The 25276-nt window shown below is 67.5% G+C and carries 17 protein-coding genes, 2 tRNA genes and 1 riboswitch; of the genes, 6 read left to right on the forward strand and 13 right to left on the reverse strand.

All coding sequences use genetic code 11. The features are described from left to right. Nucleotides 1–19: 19 nt before the first annotated feature. From ACSQ9E_RS05415 to ACSQ9E_RS05440, 6 genes are all read right to left on the reverse strand, one after another. The gene (locus ACSQ9E_RS05415) at nt 20–1120 is read right to left on the reverse strand and encodes an IS5 family transposase (protein WP_436217113.1); all 1101 of its coding nucleotides are present in this window, start codon (nt 1118–1120) and stop codon (nt 20–22) included. A gap of 776 nt (nt 1121–1896) precedes the next feature. Beyond that, nucleotides 1897–4224: a hypothetical protein gene (locus tag ACSQ9E_RS05420; protein ID WP_436217114.1), complete on the reverse strand. Its 2328-nt coding sequence runs from the start codon at nt 4222–4224 to the stop codon at nt 1897–1899. A 69-nt stretch (nt 4225–4293) separates the two neighbouring features. Next, entirely contained in the window at nt 4294–5181 is an 888-nt protein-coding gene (locus ACSQ9E_RS05425) for a DMT family transporter (RefSeq protein WP_436217115.1), read from the reverse strand. Between the two features lie 55 nt (nt 5182–5236). Next, on the reverse strand, nt 5237–5686 hold the full coding sequence (gene nrdR, locus ACSQ9E_RS05430; RefSeq protein WP_007856647.1) for a transcriptional regulator NrdR: 450 nt from the start codon (nt 5684–5686) through the stop codon (nt 5237–5239). A gap of 12 nt (nt 5687–5698) precedes the next feature. Continuing rightward, a complete protein-coding gene (glyA, locus tag ACSQ9E_RS05435) occupies nt 5699–6943 on the reverse strand; it encodes a serine hydroxymethyltransferase (protein WP_436217116.1) in 1245 nt (414 codons plus the stop codon). A 31-nt stretch (nt 6944–6974) separates the two neighbouring features. Continuing rightward, nucleotides 6975–7126, reverse strand: a riboswitch (ZMP/ZTP riboswitch). Nucleotides 7127–7167: 41 nt separating this feature from the next. Further along, nucleotides 7168–8022, reverse strand: a complete 855-nt coding sequence (locus ACSQ9E_RS05440; RefSeq protein WP_057205583.1) for a lytic transglycosylase domain-containing protein — start codon at nt 8020–8022, stop codon at nt 7168–7170. A 1055-nt stretch (nt 8023–9077) separates the two neighbouring features. On the opposite strand from ACSQ9E_RS05440, the gene ACSQ9E_RS05445 reads away from it, so the two are divergent. Then, the gene (locus ACSQ9E_RS05445; RefSeq protein WP_436217117.1) at nt 9078–11861 is read left to right on the forward strand and encodes a DUF349 domain-containing protein; all 2784 of its coding nucleotides are present in this window, start codon (nt 9078–9080) and stop codon (nt 11859–11861) included. Between the two features lie 209 nt (nt 11862–12070). Here ACSQ9E_RS05445 and ACSQ9E_RS05450 read toward each other — a convergent pair. Together ACSQ9E_RS05450 and ACSQ9E_RS05455 are read right to left on the reverse strand one after the other, a co-directional pair. Next, nucleotides 12071–12155, reverse strand: a tRNA-Leu gene (locus ACSQ9E_RS05450). Between the two features lie 311 nt (nt 12156–12466). Next, nucleotides 12467–12551 (reverse strand) — tRNA-Leu (locus ACSQ9E_RS05455). Between the two features lie 19 nt (nt 12552–12570). On the opposite strand from ACSQ9E_RS05455, the gene rnr reads away from it, so the two are divergent. Further along, nucleotides 12571–14919 (forward strand): ribonuclease R, encoded by a 2349-nt coding sequence (rnr, locus tag ACSQ9E_RS05460; RefSeq protein ID WP_057205586.1) that lies wholly within the window; start codon nt 12571–12573, stop codon nt 14917–14919. Between the two features lie 110 nt (nt 14920–15029). Here rnr and pobA read toward each other — a convergent pair whose 3' ends face one another. Continuing rightward, nucleotides 15030–16217, reverse strand: coding sequence for a 4-hydroxybenzoate 3-monooxygenase (gene pobA, locus ACSQ9E_RS05465; protein ID WP_436217118.1), 1188 nt, complete (start codon nt 16215–16217; stop codon nt 15030–15032). 123 nt (nt 16218–16340) lie between these two features. Here pobA and ACSQ9E_RS05470 point away from each other — a divergent pair, with 123 nt between their 5' ends. After that, nucleotides 16341–17285: a LysR substrate-binding domain-containing protein gene (locus ACSQ9E_RS05470; protein WP_436217119.1), complete on the forward strand. Its 945-nt coding sequence runs from the start codon at nt 16341–16343 to the stop codon at nt 17283–17285. Here the strand turns inward: ACSQ9E_RS05470 and ACSQ9E_RS05475 are convergent. Beyond that, the gene (locus ACSQ9E_RS05475; protein ID WP_436217120.1) at nt 17254–18318 is read right to left on the reverse strand and encodes an alpha/beta fold hydrolase; all 1065 of its coding nucleotides are present in this window, start codon (nt 18316–18318) and stop codon (nt 17254–17256) included. The two genes, ACSQ9E_RS05470 and ACSQ9E_RS05475, sit on opposite strands and share 32 nt — an antisense overlap. 41 nt (nt 18319–18359) lie before the next feature. Between ACSQ9E_RS05475 and ACSQ9E_RS05480 the strand changes: the two genes are divergently transcribed. Continuing rightward, nucleotides 18360–19079: a helix-turn-helix domain-containing protein gene (locus tag ACSQ9E_RS05480; protein ID WP_235514783.1), complete on the forward strand. Its 720-nt coding sequence runs from the start codon at nt 18360–18362 to the stop codon at nt 19077–19079. 6 nt (nt 19080–19085) lie between these two features. Here ACSQ9E_RS05480 and ACSQ9E_RS05485 read toward each other — a convergent pair whose 3' ends face one another. Genes ACSQ9E_RS05485 through ACSQ9E_RS05495 form a run of 3 tightly spaced genes read right to left on the reverse strand, consistent with a single transcriptional unit; the run spans nt 19086 to nt 23276 of the window. Next, nucleotides 19086–20606, reverse strand: coding sequence for an NAD(P)H-hydrate dehydratase (locus ACSQ9E_RS05485; protein WP_436217121.1), 1521 nt, complete (start codon nt 20604–20606; stop codon nt 19086–19088). A gap of 53 nt (nt 20607–20659) precedes the next feature. After that, on the reverse strand, nt 20660–21892 hold the full coding sequence (locus ACSQ9E_RS05490) for an FAD-dependent oxidoreductase (protein WP_057205597.1): 1233 nt from the start codon (nt 21890–21892) through the stop codon (nt 20660–20662). Nucleotides 21893–21941: 49 nt separating this feature from the next. After that, a complete protein-coding gene (locus ACSQ9E_RS05495; RefSeq protein WP_436217122.1) occupies nt 21942–23276 on the reverse strand; it encodes an amidase in 1335 nt (444 codons plus the stop codon). Between the two features lie 168 nt (nt 23277–23444). On the opposite strand from ACSQ9E_RS05495, the gene rpsB reads away from it, so the two are divergent. Beyond that, nucleotides 23445–24197, forward strand: a complete 753-nt coding sequence (gene rpsB, locus ACSQ9E_RS05500) for a 30S ribosomal protein S2 (RefSeq protein ID WP_057205602.1) — start codon at nt 23445–23447, stop codon at nt 24195–24197. Nucleotides 24198–24303: 106 nt separating this feature from the next. Next, entirely contained in the window at nt 24304–25233 is a 930-nt protein-coding gene (gene tsf, locus ACSQ9E_RS05505) for a translation elongation factor Ts (protein WP_057205604.1), read from the forward strand. Nucleotides 25234–25276 lie beyond the last annotated feature (43 nt).

Genomic DNA, 25276 nt, shown 5'->3' on the forward strand with positions numbered 1-25276 from the left:
AAGAGGGTGTAGAAGAAATCTATTTCAACCGACCCAACAGCATCCGAGCCTGCGCAAGCCACACCCACGCAGCCGCATAGAACGGCTTGCGGTCGTGGTGCATCACAAGCCTGCGGTTGCGCTCCAGCCATGCATGGGTGCGCTCCACCACCCAGCGCTTCTTGGCGATGGGGGCGGGCTGCTCGTCGCTCCACAGCGGCTGCTGGGCATCGTCCCAGCGGTGGCGGGCACTGTGGCGCACGATGCGCACCTGTACGTGGTGCGCCTTCTCGATCTGCTGGGCGCATTGCCCGGCGTACGCGCTGTCGGCCCACAACGTCTTGAACGAGCCATCCGTGCGCTTGCACGCCTGTGCTACCGCTTGCGCGGCCGCGTCGCGGTCCTGCACGGCTGCACTGGTGATCACAACCGCAAGCAGCAGGCCCAGTGTGTCCACGACCAGATGGCGCTTGCGCCCTTGCACCTTCTTGCCTGCATCGAAGCCCAAGGTACCACCCTGAGGGCTGCCCCGGTTGGACTGCGAGTCGATGATGGCCTCGCTGGGCTGCGCAGCGCGCTCCAGGCGTTGGCGCCATTGCTGGCGCAGACGCTCGTGCAGCGCTTCGAACTTGCCTTGGCGGGCCCAGTTGACGAAGGCCTTCTGCACGGACTGCCAGGGCGGATAGATCTGCACCGGCAGGTTGCGCCAGGACGAGCCGGTGCGCAGCACATAGCAGCAGGCATCGACAACGCTACGCCGCGAGTAGGTGGCCGGTCTGCCACGCGAGCCCGGTTGGGGCTCGAACAGGTCCTGCGCCAGCGCCCATTCGGCATCGGTCAGGGCACCGGCAATGGCGTTGCCGGATTGACTGGCGGGCCGATGCCGGGCGGTGTAGCCGTAGCGCGTGCCAGGCTGACCAGGCTGCGAGCGGGACAGCTGCGACTTGGGCCGCGCTCGCTGCAGGCCGGCAGCCTTCAGTGCTGCGCGCAGAGTCACCGTGCTAGGGGCGCTGCGGCCCATGTGATCGGCCCAGGCCAGCGCCAACTCGGGCAGCGTCGCCTGCGGATTGTCTCGGACCACCTCGCGCAAGGTGGTGTACTCGCCAGGGGGGATTACGGGTGGTCGGCCTGTCTTTGCCATTGCGCTGCTCCTGCTTGGTCAATGCGGCGCTATTATAATTTATTTCTTCTACATCCTCCAAAAGAAAGTAGGCAAAGAAAAGGCGACCCCGCTGCCCGTGTCCCCCTCGCCCGATGGGCGAGTGGGGCAGCCTGCGATGCTCGGTCCTGGGGTGACGCCGAAGAACTCCCTGCGCTGCCTCTGCGAGGCAGCTCCGGTCAAACAGCTTCGGCGAGCCAGACAACGATGCGCGTGTCCTTCGGCACGCGCTCACCCCAGGCCCTGCGCTTCTCGGCACGGTCAGAAGGGGGTGGGAGCGGGCTCCATTCGGGCCATTGCTTCGCTCGGCTCGGTGCGCCGTCGCTGCGCTCGGCCAGGGCAGAGCGATCGCGCCCAAATTGTCGGCAGCGCGCATCGCGCGCGTCCCCGACCCCAGGCGCAGCTGCGAAGCAGCAGCCGTGTTTGCCCCCGCTCCCCACCCCTGCTGGCTGCGCCGAGAAGCGCAGGGGCTGGGGTGGGCGTGTGTGCCGAAGGACACACACGCTTCGTGATCTGGCTTGCCGCAGCTGTTTGAGCGAAGTTCGAAGAACGCAGCGAGTTCTGCGGCACCACCCCAGATCCGAGCATCGCAGGCTGCCCCCATTCGCCCGACAGGGCGAATGGGGGACGCAGACTGGGGGTCGCCTTTTCTTGGCCCACCTTCTTTTGGCGACGCAAAAGAAGGTGGGTGCGCCGCCGGGCGCACATCCCGGCCTCCGCCCTCAACCCAGGCACACGGCTGAAAAGAAGCGCTGAACTCAACGCGCCGGCGAAGCCACCGAAGCAGCCGGCGTCGCATCACTGGCCCCAGCTGCCGGTGCAGCGACCGGAGGCGTCACCGTCACCTGCGGCACCCACCGATCCAGCCAATGCGCCCGCCACGCCACAAACCCCACCACGACCACGGCAACCAGAACCCCCAGCCCCACCCACACAGGGCTTTTGGACTCCGCAAACGGATCATCGAGCATGCGCCGTGCATTGGCCGGCACCTTAGCCACTTGCGACAAGGACCCGCCCAACCGGGTGTTCACCCGCATGCGCCCGTTGATCGCCCAGCCGCTGGCGTCGAGGATGGGCCCCAGGCTGCGCTGGCGCAGCTTGAGCCAGGCAATCAGCATGCTCGGCCCCGAGATCGCCAGCACGATGCCGATCAGGGCCAGCGGGATCCAGACCCCCAGGTCCACGAACTTGCCGAAGATGCCCACCAGCACCGCGCTGATGCTGCCCAGCGCCACGCCGATGGCGGCCACCGTTCCGACATCGGTGCGGCGCGGGGTACCGGGCACGGTCACGCTGCTGGCGTTGGTGCCGACGGTCTTGAGATCGCTGCTGGCCAAGGTGCTGGCGGCCGTGCCCAATGACTTCTGTGCACGCGCATCGCTGGCCGATGCGCGCTTGGCCACCTGTTCTTCAATCATGCGCACGAACTTCTTGTACGGCGAGAAGAATGCCTGGCGGATGCTCGTGGGGTTCTCGATGATGCGGGTGATGGTGGCGTCCCAGTCGTGGCCGTCGCGGTCGTAGAACACGCCGTTGCGGCCCACGAAAAGGAAGTCCACGTCGCCGGCGGTGAATGCCGCGACGATGCCTATCTTCTGGCCCTTGCGCGTGCAGTCGCAGTACGCCAGGTAGGTCTTGGCCAGGCCGGCCAGTTTGGCGTGGCGCGCGGCGTCGGACACCTGCACCACCAGGTCGCAACTGCGCGCATCCAGGTACAGGGTACCGGCCTGGAAGATCGCGCCCCGGCGCTGGTAGAAGGCCGAGAACGAGACGAAATTGTTGAGCAGCTCCAGCAGGTCGCGCTTGAAGCGCAAGAGCTTCTCCAGCCCCTGCGCCTGCTCGTTGTGGGCCTGTTCGGCCTCGTCTTCGTCGATCAGGGCCATCACGCGCTGCTCGGCATCACTTGCCAAGAGGGCCTCGCGTACCTCCTCGTCCAGCACATCGAGGCGGGTGGCGGGGCGGTCAGCCAGCCATTGCTGGCAGGGCGCCAGAGCCCTCTGGATCAGCTGCCACTCGTCCTGCGTGAGGCTTTCGGCGTTGCTGCGCGCCAGCAGGGGCTCCACCGTGCGCTCGCGAAAGTTGCGCAGGGCCCTGGCCCAGGCCGGGTTCACTCCGTGCCTGAGGGGCAGTGCGCCACCGGGGGTGATGGGGGCCAGGGGCAGGGTGGTGATGGCCGGCGAGGCCAGGCCCAGGTCCTGGCTGGCCATGGCGCTGTATTCGTCGAGCGAGGGGTTCAGCGCCGTGGCGGCGCGCGGGTCATAGGCCGCCAGGCGGGTTCGGGCAAAGAAGTCCTCCACCTTGGCGGCCACGGCATTCATGGCCTCGGTGGCGGCCATCGTGCGCTCCCCCAGGGCCAGGCCGGTGGTGGCGCCGCGCGCTTGGTCGGCCCAGGCCCTGAGCTTGTTCAGCTCTGCAAATAAGGCCTCGGCGCGTTGGCGGTCGATGCCGGGCAACTGCTTGTCGGTGGTGGGAGGAATGCTGCCGTGCGTGGTGATGATGTGCGCGATGGCCTCGCGCGCCACGGTGTCGTCCTTGCCTGCGGTGTCCACCGTGATGATGCCGTCGCCATTGAAGCGCAGGGTGCTCAACTGTTCGCTGCGTGTGAGTACGTCGGCCAGCGCGATCTCCGTGGCCTCGGGCCGGCCGGCCATGGCCAGCAGGCGCCGGGCCTCTGCGGCCAGCGCGGCGCCTTCTTCGGTGCGGTCGTCGATGGCGCTGATCTCCAGCCTATCGCCGGGGCGGGCCAGCTCGTCCGGGCTGCGCAACTGCGCGCAGGCCCAGGCGCAGGCGGCCAGCAGTTCGGGCGGGCGGATGCGGCCGTCCTTGTCGGTATCGATCAGGTCCAGCGTGCGTTCATCGAACTCGATGCCGCGCGTGGGGCAGGCCAGGGCCACCCAGAGCTTCTGGTCGAGTTCTGCGAGGTGGGCGATGTCCGCGCCGCTCTGGATGATGACCTGGTCCACGCCGCCGGCGCGAAAAAACTGCCAGGTGTGCTGGGGTGGGGGCTGCTCGGGCTGCAGCGGGGCGCGGTGGGTGGGAAGAGATGTGGCGACTGTCGGCTGCGGCTGAGGCTGAGGGTCCATGTCCTCATTGTCGGCAGCCTGCGCCCATCGCCGCCCCGGACCTGGGCGAACAGGCCTGTAGGCGATCTCCTACGAGCGCGATCCTGCGCCCAGCCAGCGCAGCGGGTTGAACCCGGTCACCAGGCCCGTGGCCACCAGCACCAGCATGCCGCCCCAGAGCATGCCCGGGCCCAGGGCTTCGCCCAGGAACAGGTGGCCCCAGGCCACGCCGAACAGCGGGATCATGAAGGCGCTGCTCATGGCCGCCACGGGCGAGACCTGGCTGAGCACGCGCAGGTTGAGCCAGTAGGCCAGGCCCGAGGTGACGATGCCCATGACGGCCACGGCGGCCAGCGCGGTGGGCGTGAACTGCGCCTCGGGCAGGCTCCAGGCCGCGCCGGGCAGCAGCATGACCAGGGCTGTGCCGTGGATGCCGGCCGCAATCGCCAGTGGGGGCATGCGCGTGGTGGCGCGCTTCATCCACGGGGTGGACACGCCGTAGCAGGCCGATGCCGTCATGCAGGCCAGGGCGGCAATGATGAGCGCTGGTGTGGGAGTGACCGGGCCCAGCTGCACGATGAGTGCCACGCCCGCGAAACCGCAGAGGCAACCGATCCACTTGCGTGCGCTCAGCGTGTCTTCCTTGAGCCAGGCGGCAGCGATCACGCTGAACGGCACGGCCATGGTGTTGAGCAGCGAGCTGTAGCCCGCGGGCAGGTACAGCGCGGCCCAGGAGTACAGCAGGAAGGGGATGGCCACCGTGAGGGCGCCCAGCCCGACCAGCTCACGCCAGTGGCGCCAGGGCCAGCGCTCGCCGGCCACGCGCATGATGAAGATCAGCGTGAGCGTGGCCAGGCCGATGCGCAAGGCGGCCATGACATTGGGCCCGAGCACGGGGCTCGCGACGCGGATGAAAAGGAAGGAGGCGCCCCACAGGGCAGACAGCAGCACGAGCTGCAGGAAATGGCGGGTCTTCACCCGTGCATTGTCGGCCAGCCGCGCAAAGTCTGCTGGCGACCGAGCACCGCAGGTGCTACTTGCGCACCTCGTCGACCATGGCGCGGAAGTCGTCGATGTCCTCGAAGCTGCGGTACACGCTGGCAAAGCGGATGTAGGCGATCTTGTCGAGCTTCTTGAGCTCGCGCATCACCAGTTCGCCGATGCGGCTGGAGAGCACTTCGCGCTGGCCCAGGTTGAGCAGCTTTTCCTCGATGCGCTCGATGGCGCTGTCGATCTGCGTGGTACTCACCGGGCGCTTGCGCAGCGCCAGGTTGAACGAGCCGAGCAGCTTGCCACGTTCGTACTCGATGCGCCGACCGTCCTTCTTGACGATGGCCGGAAAGTTCACTTCCGGCCGCTCGTAGGTGGTAAAGCGCTTGTCGCAGGCGCCGCACTGGCGCCTGCGGCGGATGAAGTCACCTTCTTCAGACACCCGGGTTTCGACGACCTGCGTTTCCTGGTGGCTGCAGAAGGGACACTTCATGGCGGGGGCGGATCAGCCGTAGACCGGGAAACGTGCCGTCAGCGCGTTGACCTTGGCGCGCACGGCGGCGATGTTGACCTCGTCGCGCGGGTTGTCCAGCACATCGGCGATCAGGTTGGCGGTGATGCGCGCTTCTTCTTCCTTGAAGCCGCGCGTGGTCATGGCGGGGGTGCCGATGCGCACGCCGCTGGTCACCATCGGCTTTTCAGGGTCGTTAGGGATGGCGTTCTTGTTGATCGTCATGTGGGCTGCGCCCAGCACGGCCTCTGCTTCCTTGCCGGTGATGCCCTTGGCGCGCAGGTCGACCAGCATCACGTGGCTTTGCGTGCCGCCGGAGACGATGCGCAGGCCGCGGGCGGTCAGCGTTTCGGCCACGACCTGGGCATTCTTGATCACCTGTTCCTGGTAGGTCTTGAAGTCGGGCTGCAGCGCTTCCTTGAAGGCCACGGCCTTGGCCGCGATCACGTGCATCAGCGGGCCGCCCTGCAGGCCGGGGAAGATGGCGCTGTTGATGGCCTTCTCGTGCTCGGCCTTCATCAGGATGATGCCGCCACGCGGGCCGCGCAGGCTCTTGTGCGTGGTGCTGGTGACCACGTCGGCATGGGGCACGGGGTTGGGATACACGCCCGCGGCGATCAGGCCGGCGTAGTGGGCCATGTCGACCATGAAGATCGCGCCCACGTCCTTGGCCACCTTGGCAAAGCGTGCAAAGTCGATGTGCAGGCTGTAGGCCGAGGCACCCGCGATGATGAGCTTGGGCTTGGTTTCGTGCGCCTTCTTCTCCATGGCGTCGTAGTCCAGCACTTCATTGGCGTCCAGGCCATAGGAGACCACGTTGAACCACTTGCCCGACATGTTAAGCGGCATGCCGTGCGTCAGGTGGCCGCCTTCGGCCAGGCTCATGCCCATGATGGTGTCGCCGGGCTTGAGGAAGGCCAGGAACACGGCCTCGTTGGCCGAGGCGCCGCAATGCGGCTGCACGTTGGCGGCATCGGCGCCGAAGATCTTCTTGACGCGGTCGATGGCCAACTGCTCGGCCACGTCCACATGCTCGCAGCCACCGTAGTAGCGCTTGCCGGGGTAGCCTTCGGCGTACTTGTTGGTCAGCTGGGTGCCCTGGGCCCACATCACGGCGGGGGATGCATAGTTCTCGCTGGCGATCAGCTCGATGTGGTGCTCTTGGCGGGCGTTCTCGGCCGTGATGGCGGCAAAGATTTCGGGGTCGGCTTGTTCGACAAGAATATTGCGTTGGTACATGGCAGTCCTATGAACTTGTGTCCCTTGAAACAAGGGCTGCCCAGGCGAACGGCTGAACGCGGCGGGCATGAGACCCGTGCGGCACGCTCCCCAGTGGTTCACAAGGGGCAAGCCCTTGTCGGTTTCCACGTCAGCGGCAGCCCGGTTGCGGGGCTGCGCCTATCGCCAGTTGCGTACCCGCGTAGTGTATCCCAGGCGGCGGCACTGCTCCAGCAGCACAGCTCTCAGGAGGGCTGGGAGAGCAGTGCGACCTTGTCGCTGCCGTTGTTGGCCGGCGAAGCAGGGGCTGGCAGCTTGACCGACGCGGGGATCGATTGCACCGGCGCCTGCGTGGACAGGGTGGCGGGCGGGTTGGTCGGCATGGCGCGGCCACCGGCCACCTGGCGCAGGCGGAAATGCTCGGCCAGGACCTTGGCGGTGTAGCCGCCGTCGTCGGGCAGGTTGGCCGCACCCACGTAGTAGCGCAGGCCGCCTTCGAGCGAACCGGCGCGGGCGATGCATTCCTGCAGCACCTTCACGCCCACGCGCAGGTTGGTCACCGGGTCGAAGGCCGCGAAGTGGCCGCCGAAGTTCTGGTACTTCTCGGTGTGCACGGTGGTCATCACCTGCATCAGGCCCTGGGCACCCACCGAGCTTTGCGCAAACGGGTTGAAATTCGACTCGATGGCCATGATGGCCAGGATCAGGGTCGGGTCGAGCTTGTTGCGGGCGCCGAGTTCATAAGCCTCTGCCACCAGCACGCTCAGCGGCTCGGGGGCCACGCGGTACTTCTTGCTCAGCCAGAACGCCACGGCAGCCTGCTCCTTGGGCAGGTCCTTGGGGTTGCCAGCGGTGGCGCGCTCGCTCGCCTCGGGCTCGATGGGCATGCCCAGCACGGCGACCTGGCGCGCCTGCAGCCAGTTCATGAGCTTTTCTTCTCCGGCCTGGCGCAGGTCGGGCCGGGCGGTCAATGCGATAACGACGAATGCAACGGTCAGCCCGATGAGGGCGAAGCTGCTGTGGGTGATTTCAAGAAAACCTTCGGTCACGTCGGCTGCGAAGGTTCGCATGCCGGAGACTATTTTTCCTGACGCTGTCATAGCTCTTCCTTTCTGGGGCGCTTCCCTGAGGCCCTGCCAGCACGGGTGGTTGGCAGGATCAGGCGTATCACCTGGATTGGTACGCCATCAATTTCAGGCCTGCAAAAAGCAAGAGGGGCCGTGAGTTGACTTAGCCGGGTTCGGCAGCGGGTTGGGGTTTTTACTAGCCATTTTTGAGGCTGGCGGATTCTAGGAGGTCACCAAATACCTAGTCAATACTAACAAATTCAATCGTTAGATTAAAAAAGCATGAAAAATCTGGTAGAAAACACAGGGTTTTGCCTTTTTCCACCCGAAGCGGTTGCCCGGCCGAGCACAGCCCGGTGACGGCCATGTGTCAAATTCAATCGGCTTTTACCGCACCATTGCAAAACCGGGTTGAGCCCGGCAGCCGACTTTGGTAAGGTTCATCTGCCTGTTGATTTCAGGCATCGCCAGACGAAGCGAACTCTCCCGCCGATGGGCATTCAGTGCCGCGGTGCAGCAGATGAAACTTCCACGGCACCCCCTGGAGGCAATACCTTGCCTCCTCGCACGGTGGACCTTCATCTCCGCCTTGCGAAACGATGGCAAAGACCGTTGTGTCAGCCGTCAAGCCCGGGAGACTGTCCACTTCGGAAAGTCCCCCGGGCTTTCTTGTTTCTGGGCTGTCGCTTGCGTCGGGTTCCCAGGTGCTTGAGCGTGCGGCTTCATGCGGAAGCGGGGTGCTTGGCGCATGGCACCGCGGGCCCGGATGGGCCTGTATTGAACTGCCTCAAGGCATTGAATGGGCCCTTGGCGCATATATATAGATAATGGGGGCAATTCCCAAAGCGGGCACAGGCCCCTGGGAGACACCGCAACCCTGCAATGCAGGGTGCAGAAGCCCGCACACCGGGTGGCTCTGGACAGGATATCCCCGAGGGTTTCCTTGCCAGGGCTTCCTGTGGCCCGCCTGCACGAACCCGGTGAAAATAGCCCGTTTTCTGCCATGTACCTGCTCTGGCTGGCGCGAGCCTTGGTGGCCTCGCGCATCCAGCCTGAGCGGGGATGGCCGTTCGCAATCCATTGGATCCATGTTTCCATTTTTTTCCCGCAGCAAAATGTCCGACGCACCTGAAGTGAATCCGGCCCCGGCCAAAACCCAAGAGGCGCATCCCCTGGATGCACTGACCGGCGGCGCCTTCTCTGCCGCCACCTCGGGCGAGCGCGCCTCCCGCATCCGCGACTGGCTGGCCACGCAGCCAGCGCCAGAGCAGCTGCAGGAAGTGTTCAAGGAGCTGAGCGGCCGCGACAAGGGCGCTGCCCGTGCCGTGCGCGAGCGCCTCGACGAGATCCGCCGCGCCAAGGGCCAGGAAGTGATCGCCGCCGAGTGGGCGGAGAAGGCCCAGGCGCTGCTGTCCGCACCCAAGCTCAACATCGCCGATGCCCTGGCATGGCAGCGCGACGCGGCCAAGGCCGGCGCGCCGCTGTCGCGCGAGCCGCTGTCCCTGCTCAAGGTGCAGGTGGCTGATCGTGTGAAGGTCATCGAAGACCTGCAGCACCGCGTGCAGGTGCAGCGCGAAGCCGCCGTGCTGCTCGCGCAGCGCATCGAAGTGCTCTCCACCAAGCCCTGGCGCGACGCTCATGGCGCGCTGGAACTGCTGCGCGCCGACGTCGCCCGCTGGCAGGAGCAGGCCCAGGAGCTGACCAGCGACGCCAGCTGGGCCAGCGTGGAAGCGCGCTTCCCGCCGCTGCTGGATGCCTCGCGCACCCAGTTGCTGGTGGTGTGGGATGCCTTCCAGCCCGCCGTGGCCCAGGCCGCTGCCGCTGCTGAAGACGCCAATGCCCCGCTGCCACCTGTGCCGGTGTGGGCCGATGAGCTGCGTGCCGCCCGTGGCCTGCCCACCGAGGCCGCCGCAGCGGCTGCTGCGGCAGGCGCCGCTGCCAAGCCCGCCCGCGCACCGAGCAAGCCCAAGGTCGACCCCGAAGTGCGCGACAAGGCCGTGCAGGCCGTGCGCGATGCGCTGGTGGTGCTTGAGAAGGAAACCGCCGAAGGCCATGGCAAGGCCAGTGCCGGCGCCGCCGCCGCGCTGCGCGCCGTGCTCAAGAACCATGGCAAGCACATCGATGCCGCGCTGGAGCAGCAGGTGCACACCGCCCTGGTCGCCGCCGGCGAACTCGAGGGCTGGCAGCGCTGGGGCGCCGACCAGGTGCGCGAGGACCTCGTGGCCAAGGCCGAAGCCCTGCTCAACCGCCCCGAGGGCCAGGCCCTGGGTGGCCGCAAGATGCAGGAAACCCTGCGCGCCCTGCGCGAGCAGTGGAAGCAGGCCGATCAGGGCGGTGCGCCCAACCACGGCCTGTGGAAGAAATTTGACGAGGCCTGCAATGCCGCGCACAAGGTCGTGGAAGCCTGGCTCGACAAGATCCGCGCTGACGCCGCCGAGCACAAGGCCCAGCGCCTGGCCCTGATCGAGGAGGTCAAGGCCTGGACGCAGGAACACGCCACTTCAGGCGACTGGAAGGCCATCAACCGCGCCCTGTACCAGTTCGGCGACCGCTGGCGCGAAGGTGGCCACGTGGGCGAGAAGATCTTTGCCGAACTGCAGCCGCTGTGGAAGCAGGCCATCGCTGGCGCCGCCGCGCCGCTGGAGGCCGCGCAAAAGGAAAGCCTGGCCCGCCGCCACGCAATGATCGACGAGGCCGTGGCCCTGGGCGCCGCGCCCGCGTTGCGCATCGACGCCATCAAGTCGCTGCAGCAGCGCTGGCAGGCCGAGGCACAGACCGTGCCGCTGGATCGCAAGCACGAGCAGAAGCTGTGGGACGCATTCCGCAAGCCCATCGACGAAGCCTTCAACCGCAAGTCGGCCGACCGTGAAAAGGCCGTGACCGAGCTGAGCGCGCACGACCGCGTGGTGCTGGATGCCTCCAAGGCCCTGGAAGCCGCCAACGCCACGGGCGATGCGCAGCAGATCCGCGCCGCCGTGCAGGCCCTGGAGGCCGCGCTGCGCGGCCAGGCCCAGGCCGCCGAGGCGGCTGCCTCGGCGCACAAGAGCGAGCAAAGCGCTGCCGCATCGGTTGCGCAGGCCGACGAAGCCGCCGCAGTGCTCGGTGACGGCGAAGCGCCTGCGGCGGATGCCGGCGCGGACGGCGAAGCGGCAGCCCCTGCCGCAGCCCCCGTGGCGCCGCCCAAGCCTGCCCGCCCCGTGGTGGCCGTGCGTGGCGACGACCGCCCCGGCATGAAGAAGGATGCGCCCGCAGCCCCCGGCCGCGGTACGCGCCCTGGTGAGCGCCGCGATGGCGGCCGTGGCGAAGCAGGCCGTGGCGGCCCGCGCGATGGCCGTCCTGGTGACCGGGGTGCAGACCGCGGCGGTGACCGTGGTGGCCGCTTCGGCGACCGCCCGGCCTACGAAGACCGTGGCCCGCGCCTGGGCGATACGGCCTTCCGTGCCCAGCGCGACGCCATGGAGCACGCCCAGATGGCCCTGAAGAAGCTGGCTGCGCAGGCCCATGGCGAGGCGCTCACGCAGCTGCTCGCGGCCTGGGAAAAGCGCGATGCGGCACAGGTGCCGAGCACGCAGGACCTGGGTGGCCGCGTGACGCCGGCCGTGCGCACGTCCTGGACGCAGGCGCTGTCTGCCGCGCCCAAGGGCGATGCAGCCGAGGCCCTGCTGCGCCTGGAAATGGCGGCCGAGGTGCCTACCCCGGCCGAGCACATCTCCGCACGCCGCCTGCTGCAGTTGCAGTTGCTCACGCGCCGCAACGACCCTGCGCCCGAGCAGACCTGGGGCCAGGATGCGGCCCGCGTGCTGGCCAGCCCGAGCGATGGCGCCACGGCCCGCCGCCTGCAGAACGTGCTGAAGAACCTGCTGCGCAAGTAAGGGGCAAGCCCGGGCCTATGCCCGGCGCAGCCTTCGAAGCGCCTTTGCGTGCATGCCCCTGGGCATGGATGCGAAGGCGCTTTGTCTTTGGTGAGGTGGGTGTGTGTAGGGAGCGTGCCGGTGCCTGGGCGCACGGGCCGAGGGGGCTGCTGTGGATGCAGCCGCAAAAACAAAAAAGCCGTTGCGAATGCAACGGCTTTTTCTTTGTTTGGTGCCCAGGAGAGGACTCGAACCTCCACGATGTTACTCGCTAGTACCTGAAACTAGTGCGTCTACCAATTCCGCCACCTGGGCTTTCAGATCAGCTTTGAATTATAGAACGTTTTTTGGGTTTGCCAGCGAGTTTGCCAACTTTTTTGAAAATTGTGTGCGGCGAGCACATTCTTTGTGCCGAGGGTCCGATGGCAGCCGCCGGCATGTCCGCAGGCTGCCGTTGGATATCGGGCAGGCTGCAATGGGCGTGTGTGCTGCCTGTACGCGTGTGCCGCACCCCGGGTCTGCCAGGTGTCGCGGCCATGGGGCAGGGCGGGCGCGACAAATAAAAAAGCCGCTGTGGGTACAGCGGCTTCGATATTTTGAAAACCATCACTGGTTATCGTTAAACTTGGTGCCCAGGAGAGGACTCGAACCTCCACGATGTTACTCGCTAGTACCTGAAACTAGTGCGTCTACCAATTCCGCCACCTGGGCATTTCAGGAAAGACTCAGATTGTATATCAAGAAAACCACCCCCGGCGCGCAGTCCGCGCATTTGTCGGACGAAATTGAAGGAAGCGTGCAGGGGCACCGTGATGGCCATGGTTTTGTCATCCGTGACGATGGCGAAGGCGACATCTACATCCCCCCCAATGAAATGCGCGCCGTGCTGCACAAGGACCGCGTGCGCGTGCGCATCGTGCGCCAGGACCGCCGCGGCCGTCCCGAAGGCCGCGTGGTCGAGATCATCGAGCGCCCGCCGCAGCCCATCATCGGCCGCCTGCTGCAGGAAAGTGGCGTGTGGCTGGTGGCCCCTGAAGACAAGCGCTACGGCCAGGACGTTCTGATCCCCAAGGGCGCCACCGGCGCCGCCAAGCCTGGCCAGGTAGTCGTGGTCGAGCTGACCGAACCGCCGGCCCTGTTCGGCCAGCCCGTGGGCCGCATCACCGAGGTGCTCGGCGAGGTGGACGACCCGGGCATGGAGATCGAGATCGCCGTGCGCAAGTACGGCGTGCCGCACGAGTTCTCGGCCGAGTGCCTGGCCCAGGCCAAGGAGCTGCCCGACAAGGTGCGCCCGCAGGACAAGAAGCGCCGCGTGGACCTGACCGACGTACCCCTGGTCACCATCGATGGCGAGGACGCGCGCGACTTCGACGATGCCGTGTACTGCGAACCGGCCCGCGTGGGCCGTGGCAAGGGCTGGCGCCTTTTGGTGGCCATTGCCGATGTGAGCAACTATGTGGAGACCGGCAGCGCCATCGATATCGATGCCTACGACCGCGCCACCAGCGTGTACTTCCCGCGCCGCGTGATCCCCATGCTGCCCGAGAAGCTCTCCAACGGCCTGTGCTCGCTCAACCCCGATGTCGAGCGCCTGTGCATGGTCTGCGACATGCTGGTCAACGCCAAGGGCGAGGTGCATGCCTACCAGTTCTACCCGGCGGTGATGCACAGCCATGCGCGCTTCACGTACACCGAGGTGGCAGCCATCCTGGCCAACACGCGCGGGCCCGAGGCCAGCAAGCGCAAGGAGCGCGTGCCCGACCTGCTGAACCTGCATGACGTGTACCGTGCGCTGCTGATCGCGCGCCGCCAGCGCGGCGCGGTGGACTTCGAGACCACCGAGACGCAGATCATCTGCGACGAGAACGGCCGCATCGAGAAGATCGTGCCGCGCACCCGCAACGATGCGCACAAGCTCATCGAGGAGGCCATGCTGGCCGCCAACGTCTGCAGCGCCGACTTCATCGCCCAGGGCGGCCAGCCCGGGCTGTTCCGCGTGCACGAAGGCCCCACGCCCGAGAAGCAGGAGATCCTGCGCAACTACCTCAAGGCCATGGCCGTGGGCATGACCATCGGCGACGATCCCAAGCCCTCGGAATTCCAGGCCATCGCCGAGGCCACCAAGGACCGGCCCGACGCCCAGCAGATCCACACCATGCTGCTGCGGTCCATGCAGCAGGCCATCTACACGCCAGTCAACAGTGGCCACTTCGGCCTGGCGTTCGAGGCCTACACCCACTTCACCAGCCCCATCCGGCGCTACCCCGATCTGCTGGTGCACCGCGTGATCAAGGCCATCCTGGCCAAGACGCAGTACAAGCTGCCCTCGCTGCCTACGCCGGGCGAAGCCCATGCCAAGCTGGCCAAGCGCCTGGCGTCCCGCGTGGCGGCGCCGGGCACCAAGCCGCGCAAGGACGTCAAGCCGCCGAGCCGCGAAGTCCAGGCCTGGGAGGCCGCTGGCCTGCACTGCAGCGCCAACGAGCGCCGTGCCGATGAGGCCAGCCGCGACGTGGAAGCCTGGCTCAAGTGCAAGTACATGCGCGAGCATCTGGGCGAGGAGTACAGCGGCGTGGTCAGTGCGGCGACGAGCTTCGGCATTTTCGTCACGCTGGACGCCATGTACGTCGAAGGCCTGGTGCACATCACCGAGCTCGGTGGCGAGTACTACAAGTTCGACGAGGCGCGCCAGGAGCTGCGCGGCGAGCGCACCGGCATCCGCTACGCCATCGGCGCGCGGGTGCGCGTGCAGGTCAGCCGCGTGGACCTCGATGGCCGCAAGATCGACTTCCGCCTGGTGCGCGAGGGCGAGGAGCTGGTGGGCCGCGCGCTCAAGGACAAGGGCGTGTCGCAGGACGGCCCTGGCGGCTCCGGCAAGGGCCCACGCAAGGGCGGTGCCAACGCTGGCCGTGCCGGTGGTGGGCGCTCCAAGGCCAAGGCACCTGAGGCGTCCGCCACCGAGATGGCCTCGCTCACGCGCGAGCGTGCTGCACGCTCGCCCATCCAGGAGCTCAAGGCGTCGGTGAAGAAGGCCGCAGGCGGCAAGGCCGGTGGCAAGGGGCGCAAGCCGCGCCGCGGCTGAGCACCCATTTCGCGGCCCTGGGGGCGCTGCGCCTTCCTGCCTGCCTGTCTGACATGTGGGCGCCGGGAAGGCGTATGCCTTCGGGCGCCTGGCGCTTCGGCGTTGCCTGTTCAGGCACCGCCAGGTGCCTCGAACGGCAGGCCGGCATACTGCTCTGCCAGTGCAAGCTGGGCCGAAGGGCTGCTGCGCAGGTATTCCAGTTCGTGCTCCTGGGCCCGTTGGTCGAAGGCCGTGCTGTCGGGAAACCGATGCAGCAGGTTGGTGAGGTACCAGGAGGTGCGCACCGATGCCCAGACGCGGCGCAAGGCCATGTCGCTGTAGCCGTCCAGCAAGAACGGTGAGCCCGTGCCGTAGAAATCGGCCAGCGCCCGCGAGAGGTAGAACACATCCGATACGGCCAGGTTGAGTCCCTTGGCGCCGGTGGGCGGAACGATGTGCGCCGCATCGCCCGCCAGAAACAGCTGGCCGTGCCGCATGGGCTCGGCGACATAGCTGCGCAGGGGCGCGATCGATTTTTCAATCGATGGGCCGGTGACGATGCGGTCCGCGATTTCGCGTGGATAGCGCGCCTTGAGTTCCTGCCAGAAGCGTTCGTCCGGCCAGTCTTCGATGCGCGTGTCCAATGGCACTTGGAGGTAGTAGCGGCTCAATGTGGGGCTGCGCATGGATGCCAGCGCAAACCCGCGTGGATGGTTGGCGTAGACGATGTCGGGGAGCGGCGGTGTCTCCGAGAGGATGCCCAGCCAGCCAAAGGGATAGACCTTTTCGAATTCGCGCAGAACGTTCGCCGGGATGGCCTGGCGCGAGACGCCGTGGAACCCGTCGCAGCCCGCGATGAACTGGCAGTCCAGCCGCTGCACCTGCCCCGCATGCACGAAGGTGACGTGCGGGCTTGCGCTCTCCACACCATGCAGCGTGACGTCTAGCGCCTCATGGACGACGCGGGCAGAGCGGGCGTCGCAGGCAGCATGCAGATCCTCATGGATCTGTGTTTGCCCGTAGGCCATGAAGCGCTTGCCCAGGTGCTTGCGTACGTCGATGAAAAAACTTTCCTGGCCCGCCCAGGCCACCTGCATTCCGTCGTGGGGATGGCCCTCGCGGTCCATGCGATCGCCCAAGCCGCAACTGCGCAGCAGGTCGACCGTGCCCTGCTCCAGCACGCCAGCGCGGATGCGCGACTGAACCTGGGCGCGGCTGCGGTGCTCCAGCACCACGCTGTCCACCCCCGCCTGGTGCAGCAGGTGGGACAGCAGCAGCCCTGCGGGGCCGCCGCCAATGATGGCAACTTGTGTTTTCATGATTGGCTTTCCAAGGGGTTGGGGGCAATGTGCATGCACTTCACTCACGAATCTAGAGGCAATGGGCGCTGGGCGTAAGCCCGTTAATGCTTATAGTGATCACGATTACTTATCAATGAGCCCATGACGCTGCAGCAGTTGAAGGCCTTTTTGGCCGTGGTCGAGTGCGGCGGCTTTCGGGCTGCATCGCGCCGGCTTGGCATGTCCCAGGCCGGGTTGACGATGAGCCTGAAGGCGCTGGAGACCGCGCTGGGCGTTCCGTTGCTGCGCAGGTCCGTGCAGGGTGTCGTCCTGACGGAGCAGGGCGAGCGCCTGTTGCCCCGCGCCCGGCTGATCGCGCGCGAGGCGTACCAGGCCGAAGAGGATGCGCTGCATGCGCTCGGTGCCGAGACAGGCAACCTGGATATCGGCCTGGGTCCCACGCCGGCTGCCGTGCTGCTCCCCCTGGTGGTGCCGGAGTTCCATCGCCGCTTTCCGGCGGTGCAGCTGCGTTTGTTCAGCGGCTTTTATGAGCAGTTGCTGCCTGAGCTGCAGCAGGCGCGCATCCAGCTGGCGGTGACCGCAGTGCCCGATGTCGGGGTGGCCACGGGCTTCGAGGTGCGCCGGCTGTTTCGCAGCGCGCTGGTGGTGATTGCGCGGCGCGGCCATCCCCTCGCGGATGCACGAACGCTCAAAGCCCTGCAGGGGCAGGAGTGGGTGCTGCTCGGGCCACCGGGCGGACCTGGGGGAACCGTGCTGCGCTTTCATGCGGAGCAAGGGCTGCCTCTCCCACGTGTGGCCGCGACCTGCGAGTCCTTCTCGCACCTCGCGCCCTTGCTGGGTGGGACCAACTGGCTTGCCATGGTGCCTGCCGCCATGGCGGTCAACCAGTTGCTGGGCGATGGCTTGGTGGCCCTCGCCATTGACGAGCATCCTCCCAGCTTCGACAACTGCCTGATCTACCGCTCCGATGCCTTGCTCACGGGCGCGGCCGACACCTTTGCGGGCATGTGCCAGTCGTTCTCGCGGGTGCTGACTGGTGGCGCCAGCGATGCCGTCATCGGGCAGGCCAGGAGTGTGCATCCGTGAGCGCGTGGGAGGCGCCAGCCGGTGCCTGCCGCGTCAGGAACTCCGTGTACCGCCGTGCCGTATCGCCCGGGGCCTCCATCATGGGCAGGTGCCCGATGCCCGGCAGGCGCTCGATGTGCGCGCCTGGCAGCAGGGTGTGCAGCGCCTGGCTGCCCGAGATGTCGAACACCCGGTCCTGCTCGCCCCAGAGGGCCAGTGTGGGCTGCGGCAGGCCGGTCGCCAGCCGTTGCTCCAGCAAGTAGCGGTCCTTGAGCTGCGCGTCCCACAGCCGTGTGTTGGATGCCGCGTTGCGCAGCGCGTCCTGCTCGCTAGCGTGCAGGATGGGGTAGGGCAGGAAGGGGCGCTTTTCGAACACCAGCGCCATCATGGCCTTGAACGCTGCGGCATCGTGCGCTACCAGCGGGCGCTGCCCGGCGTCGATGAGCCGGTCCATGCGGCTCGGTTGCGGCGAGCGCAGGCCATGCGGTGCGCCGACGAAGGCCACGCTGGCCACGCGGTCCGGGTGTTCCAGCGCCAGCAGCGCGGCAATGGTGCCGCCCATCGAGTTACCCGCCAGGTGGGCCTTGGCTATGCCCCAGGCATCCATCAGCTCCCGCAGGCGCCTGGTGTGGGCTGCGTAGTCATAGGGCTGGGCCTCGTCGCGCGTGCTTTCGCCAAAGCCTGGCAGGTCGGGGGCGATCACGCGGCGCGTGGCGGTGATCGGGCGCGCAAAGTCTGCCCAGTGGTCCTTCTCTGCAAAAATGCCATGCAGCAGGATGATGGGCAGGCCGTCGTGGCCTTGTGCGGTGTCGGGCTGGGTGGGGCCGCTGTCCAGGTAGTGCACATCGTGACCCGCGATGCGGACGGTCTTGGCCGAGAGGCCCGAGAGCTGGCGATTGAGGTCCAGCAGCGGCTGCTTGAACAGGGTGGGGGTGCCGTAGTAAAGCGCGGTGGTGACCAGTGCCAGTGCCGCTGCGGTAGAAATGAGGATGCGCTTCAAGAACAGGTCTCCGTTGTGGGATGGATTGCCGTTGAAGGCTACCGGGAGTGCCATTTGAAAACTTGCATGTTTGGGCTATGCCTGCGCACAACACCTTGACCTTGGGCCCGGACCGGGCCCTGTATGTCGGCGACCTGCCGCCCACGGGTTGGCATTGCCATGCGGCGCCGGTGCTGCTGGTCGGCCTCTCGGGCCGCTTTGCGCTGCACCTGGGGCCTGGCGTCGTCGAGTCCTGCCACAGCGCGCTGGTCGATGCGGGGGTGGAGCATCTGCTGGACCCCTGCGGCGAGCAGGTGGCGCTGATGTACCTGGAGCCCGATTCGCGCGAGGCGCGTGGCCTGCGCCGCCAGTTCGATCGGCGAGGGCCCGTGATCCTGGATGTGGCCATCCCTGTGGGTGCGCGCAGCGCCATGGATGGGTACCTGCGCCATTTCGACCTGCACGCCCTGCTGCGGCTGCCGTGGGCACCGGCGGCACCGCTCGATGCGCGCGTGCTGCGCAGCCTGCAGGCCCTGCGCACCCCGGGGGATCAGCGGCTTTTGCGCGACGGACTGGCGGCGGGCGTGCAGCTGTCGGCCTCGCGCTTCAACCACCTGTTCCGCGCCGAGATGGGTGTCAGCCTGCGCAGCTACCGGGTCTGGTCGCAGGTGCGCCTGGCCATGGCGGGGCTCGCGACCAGCCCGCGCCTGACGGACGCGGCCCTGCATGGCGCGTTTTCCGACTCGGCACATTTCAGCCGCATGTTCCGCCAGACCTTCGGCATGACGCCGTCGAGCGTGCTCAAGCCCTTGAAGGAGGTGGTGCTGGTGCCGTAGTGGTGGTCAGCGGCCGATCCGCCGTGCCAGTGCGCTGGCCGTCAGGGCCAGGCCCTCGGGCCAGTGGTCCGCAGCCAGGCCATGGGCGTAGACGGCCTCGCTCGCGGCGCGCAGCGCGCTGGCGCCGGCGGCCAGGCGGGCGCCCACCATGCCGGCCAGCACGTCGCCGGTGCCGGCGGTGGCCAGCAGGCCATTGCCCGTGGGGTTGATGGCGGGCACGCGGTCGGCCGCGCTGATCACCGTGCCCGAACCTTTGAGCACGGCCACGCAGTTGAACTGTGCGGCCAGTTGCTGGGCGGCATTCAGCCGGTCGGCCTGTACTTCGGCGGTGGTGAGGCCGAGCAGGCGCGCGGCCTCCAGGGGGTGCGGCGTGAGCACGGTGGGCTGGCCGTGCTGGCCGCGCGCCACCACCAGGGCGTGCAGTGCGGCATCGAGGGCGATGGCGTTCAGGGCGTCGGCGTCCAGCACCAGGCGTGCGGCGCGCGTGATCACCTCGCGCAGCACGCTGGCGACGGCCTCGCCGCCGCCGCAGCCGCACACCACGGTGAGTGCCGCGAGGTCCAGCGCGCCGAAGCGGCGCAGCATCAACTCCGGCTGGCCCGTGTCCACCTCCAGATGGCCGGCGTCCAGCGGGGCCACCAGCACGCGGCCCGCGCCCTGGTGCAGTGCGGCCGAGGCTGCCAGCAGGGCGGCACCGGCCATGCCCATGCCGCGCTGGGCCAGGCCTTCACCACCGATCACGGCCACGTCGCCATGGCTGCCCTTATGGCTGGCGTGCTGGCGTGGCTCGGGCAGTGGCGGGCCGCAGAGCCAGGCATTGGGTGGCTCGTGCCCGGGTGCCACACCCAGGTCGTCGAGCCAGACGCTGCCGGCCGCATCGCGTCCTGCAGCGGTGAACAGCCCGGGCTTGAGTGTGAGCAGGCTCAACGTATGCCGTGGTGAGGCGGCATGGTGCAGGAGCGTTTCGGGTGCCAGGCCTGCGCCGAATTGACCCGTGTCCGCGTCCAGGCCCGAGGGCAGGTCCACCGACAGTACCGGGGCGGGGCTGGCCTGCAGCTGCCGCAGGCAGGCCAGCAGGCGTTCGTTGGGCGGGCGCGCTGCGCTGCCGTGGGCGGGTGCCGTGATGCCGATACCGAGCAGGGCGTCGATGCACAGGTCTGCCTCGGTCAGGGTGTCGGGGGCAGTGTCGGCCCATTCCACGTCTGCGGCCAGGGCGCGCTCCCACGACTGGCGCGCATCGGGCGGGGCGGTCTCGGGCGTGCCCAGCCAGGTCACCACCACGCGGCGGCCGCTGCGCCGCAGGTGCATGGCGGCCTCCAGTCCATCGCCACCGTTGTTGCCCGCGCCGCAGGCAATCCACACCGTGCGCGCGTGGGGTGCCAGGGCCTGGGCCAGCTGCGCCACGGCCTGGCCGGCGCGCCGCATCAGCGTGTGGGGCGGCAGGCTGTCGGCGGCCGCGCGCTCGATGCGGCGCGTGGCGGCAGTGTGGTGCAGGGCGTGAGGCTGGTGGGGGGTGATGCGGTGCATGGCAGGCGGGCAATGTGGCCGCTGCATTGTGCGCCGACCTGTTCCCCGCAGGCTCAAAACCGCCGCAAGCCCAGTCCGTCGAGGTTGATCTCGGGGCTGCGCTGGGCCACCAGGTCGGCGATGGCGCGCGCGCTGCCGCTGGCCAGGGCAAAACCGCCCGTGCCGTGGCCGGTGTTGAGCCACAGGCCGGGTATGCCGCTGGCGCCGATCACGGGTGCGCCATCGGGCAGCAGGGTGCGTGCGCCGCGCCAGGTCTGCACGCCGCCCGAGAGCTGTGCGCCGCCAGGGAACCAGTCGTTGAGCGTGCGGTACAGGCGCGCGACGGTGGGGGCGTGGTGCTCTGCGTCGGCGCTGCCCAGCTCGGCCCCGCCAGCCACGCGCACACGCAGCCCCAGGCGGGTGATGCTGATCTGCTGCTGCACGTCGACCACGCTGGCCTGCGGGGCGTGGGTGTCTTCGCGCAGCGGCGCGCTGACGGAGTAGCCGTACACGGCCGTCATCGGCAGCGGCAGGCCGAGGGCCGGCAGCAGGGCGGCCGAGGCCATGCCGGCGCACAGCACCACGGCGTCGAAACGGCGCGGCGTGGCTTCGCCCTGCACCAGCACGCCCATGGGGTTGGTCGCCAGACGGTCCACGCGCGTGCCAAAGGCAAACTGCACGCCCCCTGCCTGTGTGCCCTGGCGCAGCAGCTGTGCGAACAGCCGGCAGTTGCCTGCAGCAGCGCCGGGCAGCGAGATGGCACCGGCCAGCGGTGTTTCGGGCGACAGCCCGGGTTCGAGTTTCTGGGCGGCGGCGGCATCGATCTCCTGCACGGCCACGCCCGCGTCGCGCAGGCATTGCAGCGCAGGCTGCAGGTGGGCGCGGTCCTGTTCGGTGCGCAGCAGCAGCAGGCGGCCGGGGCTGGTCTCGAAGTCGAGCTCGTGTTCGGTGGCGATCTCCAGCGTGCGTGCCAGGCTGTACTGGGCCAGGCGCTCAAGTGCGGTGGCCGGGCCAGGGCCGCGCTTGGCCAGGCGCTTCCAGTGCCACAGCCAGGACACGTCGGCACGGCCGAAGCCCTGCGCCAGGCGCACGGTCGATTGCGCGCCCATGAGCCGCGCGGCCGGGGCCATGCCCGGCAGCGACCAGGGCGTCGTCAGCAGGGGGGCCAGCAGGCCGGCGGTGGCAAAGCTGGCATCTTCGGCAGCGGCGTTGCGCTGCTCGAACACGGTGACCTCATGGCCGTCGCGGGCCAGTTCGTATGCGGTGGTGACGCCGATGATGCCGGCGCCCACGATGGCAATCTTCATGAATGGGGAGTATGGGTTGCGTTTGCTGCTTTGCAGCAAACGGCAATTGTTATTTTTCTTGCAGTGCTGCTTCAATGCGCAGACCGGCGTTGAGCACGCCGTCGTCGCGCAGCGCCCCATGCCAGACCATCAGGCCGACCGGGAGTTCCCCTCGAACGTGGCAGGGCAGCGACAACGCGCAGCCGTCCAGCAGGTTCACCAGGCTGGTGTTGCGCAGCAGCAGGGTGTTCACGCGAAAGAACTCCTCGTCGCGCTCTGCGCCCGGCGCCACGCTGGCGATGGTGGGGGCAGTGATGGGCACCGTGGGCGAGAGCAGGGCGTCGTAGCCATCGATGGCGGCGTGCATGCGCCGCTGCCAGTGGTGGCGGGCGTCGATGAGGGCCAGGTATTCCCAGGCGGTGAGCGTGGCGCCTTTTTCGATACGGGCGCGCACCCGGGGGTCGTACTGGCTGCCCTTGGCGGCCAGCAACTCGCGGTGCCAGGCATAGGCCTCGGGCGGCGAGAAACCGTACGCGGGCTGTTGGGCCGACTCGGGCAGGGCGATGGTGTCGATGCGCGCGCCCGCGCGGCGCAGGGTGGCGAGCGTGCGCTCGAAGGCCTGGGCCACCGTGGCGTCCAGGCCGTCCAGGAACAGGGTGGTGGGCACGGCCAGGCGGTAGCCGGCCAATGGGGCGGGGCTGCGCGTGACGCGCGTGGCCGACAGCAGTTCGTGCACCACGATGGCATCGCCCACGCTGCGCGTCATGGCGCAGGCCGTGTCCAGTGTGGTGGACAGCGGCACGGCGCCCGAGGTGGGCACCAGGCGCTGCGTGTTCTTGAAACCCACGATGCCGTTGAGCGCGGCCGGGATGCGGATGGATCCGCCCGTATCCGAGCCCAGGCCCACGAAGGCTGCGCCGGTGGCCACCGAGACGGCCGCGCCGGAGGAGGATCCGCCGGGCACGCGCGCCTCTCCGGGCAGCGCGCCAAAGCGCGCATCCCAGGCGGCCGGGGTGCCGAAGTGGGGGTTCACACCCACGCCGGAAAAGGCGAATTCGACCATGTTCGTGCGGCCGATGAGGCTCGCGCCGGCGGCGCGCAGCCGTGCCACGGCCGGGCTGTCCTGCTGCGCCGGGGGGCTGTCGGCGAGTGCCGTGGAGCCGGCTGCCGTCGGCTGGCCCGCGATGTCGAACAGGTCCTTGACCGAAACCGCCAGCCCGGCCAGGGGCCTTTGCGCCATGCCCGGCTGCACCACGGCGGTGCGTGCGGTGTCGAAATGGGTTTGCAGGAAAGTGTGGGTATTGGCCGGCGCCTCTGCTGCCGCGATGCAACTTTCGAGTTCGGCGGCCGGGGTGCTGGTGCCGGCCCGCAGGGCCGAGCGGGTGGCAAGAAGGTCGGGGAGCATGGGTGTGCTAGAATCCTTGGGTTTTGCTGGGAGCAGTAGCGCTTTGTGCGTGGGGCTTGTAGCAAAACCAATCGCAAACCAGCCCTGTCAAGGTGTTGCAGCGGTCGTGGGAAACACGGCGTTGCAAATATTGGGGCTGATTTTAGACCTAACCTTTGGAGTATTCTTATGTCCGTTACCATGCGCGAAATGCTGGAAGCCGGTGTCCACTTCGGTCACCAAACCCGCTTCTGGAACCCCAAGATGGCCCCCTACATCTTCGGCCATCGCAACAAGATCCACATCATCAACCTGGAAAAGTCGCTGCCACTGTTCCAGGAGGCACAGAAGTTCGCCAAGCAACTGGCTGCCAACCGCGGCACGATCCTGATGGTCGGCACGAAGCGCCAGGCCCGCGAAATCCTGTCCACCGAAGCCCTGCGCGCCGGTGTTCCTTTCGTTGACCAGCGCTGGCTGGGCGGCATGCTGACGAACTTCAAGACCGTGAAGACCTCGATCAAGCGCTTGAAGGACATGAAGGCCCAGCTGGAAACCGGCCTGGACAGCCTGAGCAAGAAGGAGCAGCTCACGTTTACCCGTGAGATCGAGAAGCTCGAAAAGGACATCGGCGGCATCCAGGACATGGCTGCGCTGCCAGACGCCATCTTCATCATCGACGTGGGCTTCCATAAGATCGCTGTGGCCGAAGCCAAGAAGCTCGGTATCCCGCTGATCGGCGTGGTTGACACCAACCACTCGCCCGAAGGCATCGACTACGTGATCCCCGGCAACGACGACTCGGCCAAGGCCGTGATGCTGTACGCCCGCGGTATCGCCGACGCGATCATCGAAGGCCGTGCCAATGCCGTGAACGAAGTCGTGAAGGCCGCTACGTCCGAGAGCAGCGACGAATTCGTGGAAGTGCAAGAAGCCGCCGCCTGATAGCCCGGCTGCGCGATCCGTCGCGAACAAAAGCGGGGCTCCTGGTTAGCCCCCTTTTTTTTAGCCCGAATCTGAATCGATTGAACTGAACACCGAAGGAATAAAGATGGCTGCAATTACCGCAAGCATGGTCGCCGAACTGCGTGGCAAGACCGATGCACCGATGATGGAGTGCAAGAAGGCGCTGACCGAAGCCGAAGGCGACATGGCCAAGGCCGAAGAACTGCTGCGCGTCAAGCTGGGTACCAAGGCTGGCAAGGCCGCTTCGCGCATCACCGCCGAAGGCGTGGTCGCCAGCTTCATCGACGGCACCACCGGTGGCCTGATCGAAGTGAACAGCGAAACCGACTTCGTGAGCAAGAACGACAGCTTCATGGCACTGGCCAAGGCCGCTGCCGAACTGGTGGCCAAGCACAACCCTGCCGACGTGGCGGCCCTGGGTGCACTGCCCTACGAGCAAGACAGCTTCGGCCCCACGCTGGAAGACGTGCGCAAGGGCCTGATCGGCAAGATCGGCGAGAACATGTCGTTCCGCCGCTTCAAGCATTTCGGCGGCACCAGCAAGCTGGCTTCGTACCTGCACGGCTCGCGCATCGGTGTGGTCGTCGAGTTCGAGGGCGACGAAGTGGCTGCCAAGGACGTGGCCATGCACATCGCCGCCATGAAGCCTGTGGCCCTGACCAGTGCCGACGTGCCTGCCGACCTGATCGAGAAAGAGCGCTCGGTGGCTGCTGCCAAGGCGGCTGAAGACAAGGCCAAGGCCGAAGCCGAAGGCAAGCCCGTGCAGTCCGACGAAATCGTGACCAAGCGCATCGAAGGCGGCGTGCAGAAGTTCCTCAAGGAAGTCTCGCTGTTCAACCAGGTCTTCGTGAAGGCTGCGGACGGCAAGCAAACCGTCGAGCAGATGCTCAAGGCCACCAACACCACCGTCAAGGGCTTCACCCTGTACGTGGTGGGCGAAGGCATCGAGAAGAAGGTTGACGACTTCGCCGCCGAAGTGGCCGCCCAGGTGGCTGCCGCCAAGGCCGCTGCCTGATCGCTCCCTGCAACAACCCCACCCAAGCCCTGCACCACCTACC

Source organism: Acidovorax sp. LjRoot118, from assembly GCF_964253575.1.
Lineage (GTDB): Bacteria > Pseudomonadota > Gammaproteobacteria > Burkholderiales > Burkholderiaceae_C > Acidovorax.

What these genes read in the sequence shown, in the direction of transcription:
- ACSQ9E_RS05420 (WP_436217114.1), bottom strand. Translation starts at nt 4,224, where the DNA reads ATGGACCCTCAGCCTCAGCCGCAGCCGACAGTCGCCACATCTCTTCCC.
- ACSQ9E_RS05440 (WP_057205583.1), bottom strand. Translation starts at nt 8,022, where the DNA reads ATGACAGCGTCAGGAAAAATAGTCTCCGGCATGCGAACCTTCGCAGCC.
- ACSQ9E_RS05445 (WP_436217117.1), top strand. Translation starts at nt 9,078, where the DNA reads ATGTTTCCATTTTTTTCCCGCAGCAAAATGTCCGACGCACCTGAAGTG.
- nrdR (WP_007856647.1), bottom strand. Translation starts at nt 5,686, where the DNA reads ATGAAGTGTCCCTTCTGCAGCCACCAGGAAACGCAGGTCGTCGAAACC.
- glyA (WP_436217116.1), bottom strand. Translation starts at nt 6,943, where the DNA reads ATGTACCAACGCAATATTCTTGTCGAACAAGCCGACCCCGAAATCTTT.
- tsf (WP_057205604.1), top strand. Translation starts at nt 24,304, where the DNA reads ATGGCTGCAATTACCGCAAGCATGGTCGCCGAACTGCGTGGCAAGACC.
- ACSQ9E_RS05485 (WP_436217121.1), bottom strand. Translation starts at nt 20,606, where the DNA reads ATGCACCGCATCACCCCCCACCAGCCTCACGCCCTGCACCACACTGCC.
- ACSQ9E_RS05490 (WP_057205597.1), bottom strand. Translation starts at nt 21,892, where the DNA reads ATGAAGATTGCCATCGTGGGCGCCGGCATCATCGGCGTCACCACCGCA.
- ACSQ9E_RS05475 (WP_436217120.1), bottom strand. Translation starts at nt 18,318, where the DNA reads ATGGCACTCCCGGTAGCCTTCAACGGCAATCCATCCCACAACGGAGAC.
- pobA (WP_436217118.1), bottom strand. Translation starts at nt 16,217, where the DNA reads ATGAAAACACAAGTTGCCATCATTGGCGGCGGCCCCGCAGGGCTGCTG.
- ACSQ9E_RS05495 (WP_436217122.1), bottom strand. Translation starts at nt 23,276, where the DNA reads ATGCTCCCCGACCTTCTTGCCACCCGCTCGGCCCTGCGGGCCGGCACC.
- rpsB (WP_057205602.1), top strand. Translation starts at nt 23,445, where the DNA reads ATGTCCGTTACCATGCGCGAAATGCTGGAAGCCGGTGTCCACTTCGGT.
- ACSQ9E_RS05470 (WP_436217119.1), top strand. Translation starts at nt 16,341, where the DNA reads ATGACGCTGCAGCAGTTGAAGGCCTTTTTGGCCGTGGTCGAGTGCGGC.
- ACSQ9E_RS05415 (WP_436217113.1), bottom strand. Translation starts at nt 1,120, where the DNA reads ATGGCAAAGACAGGCCGACCACCCGTAATCCCCCCTGGCGAGTACACC.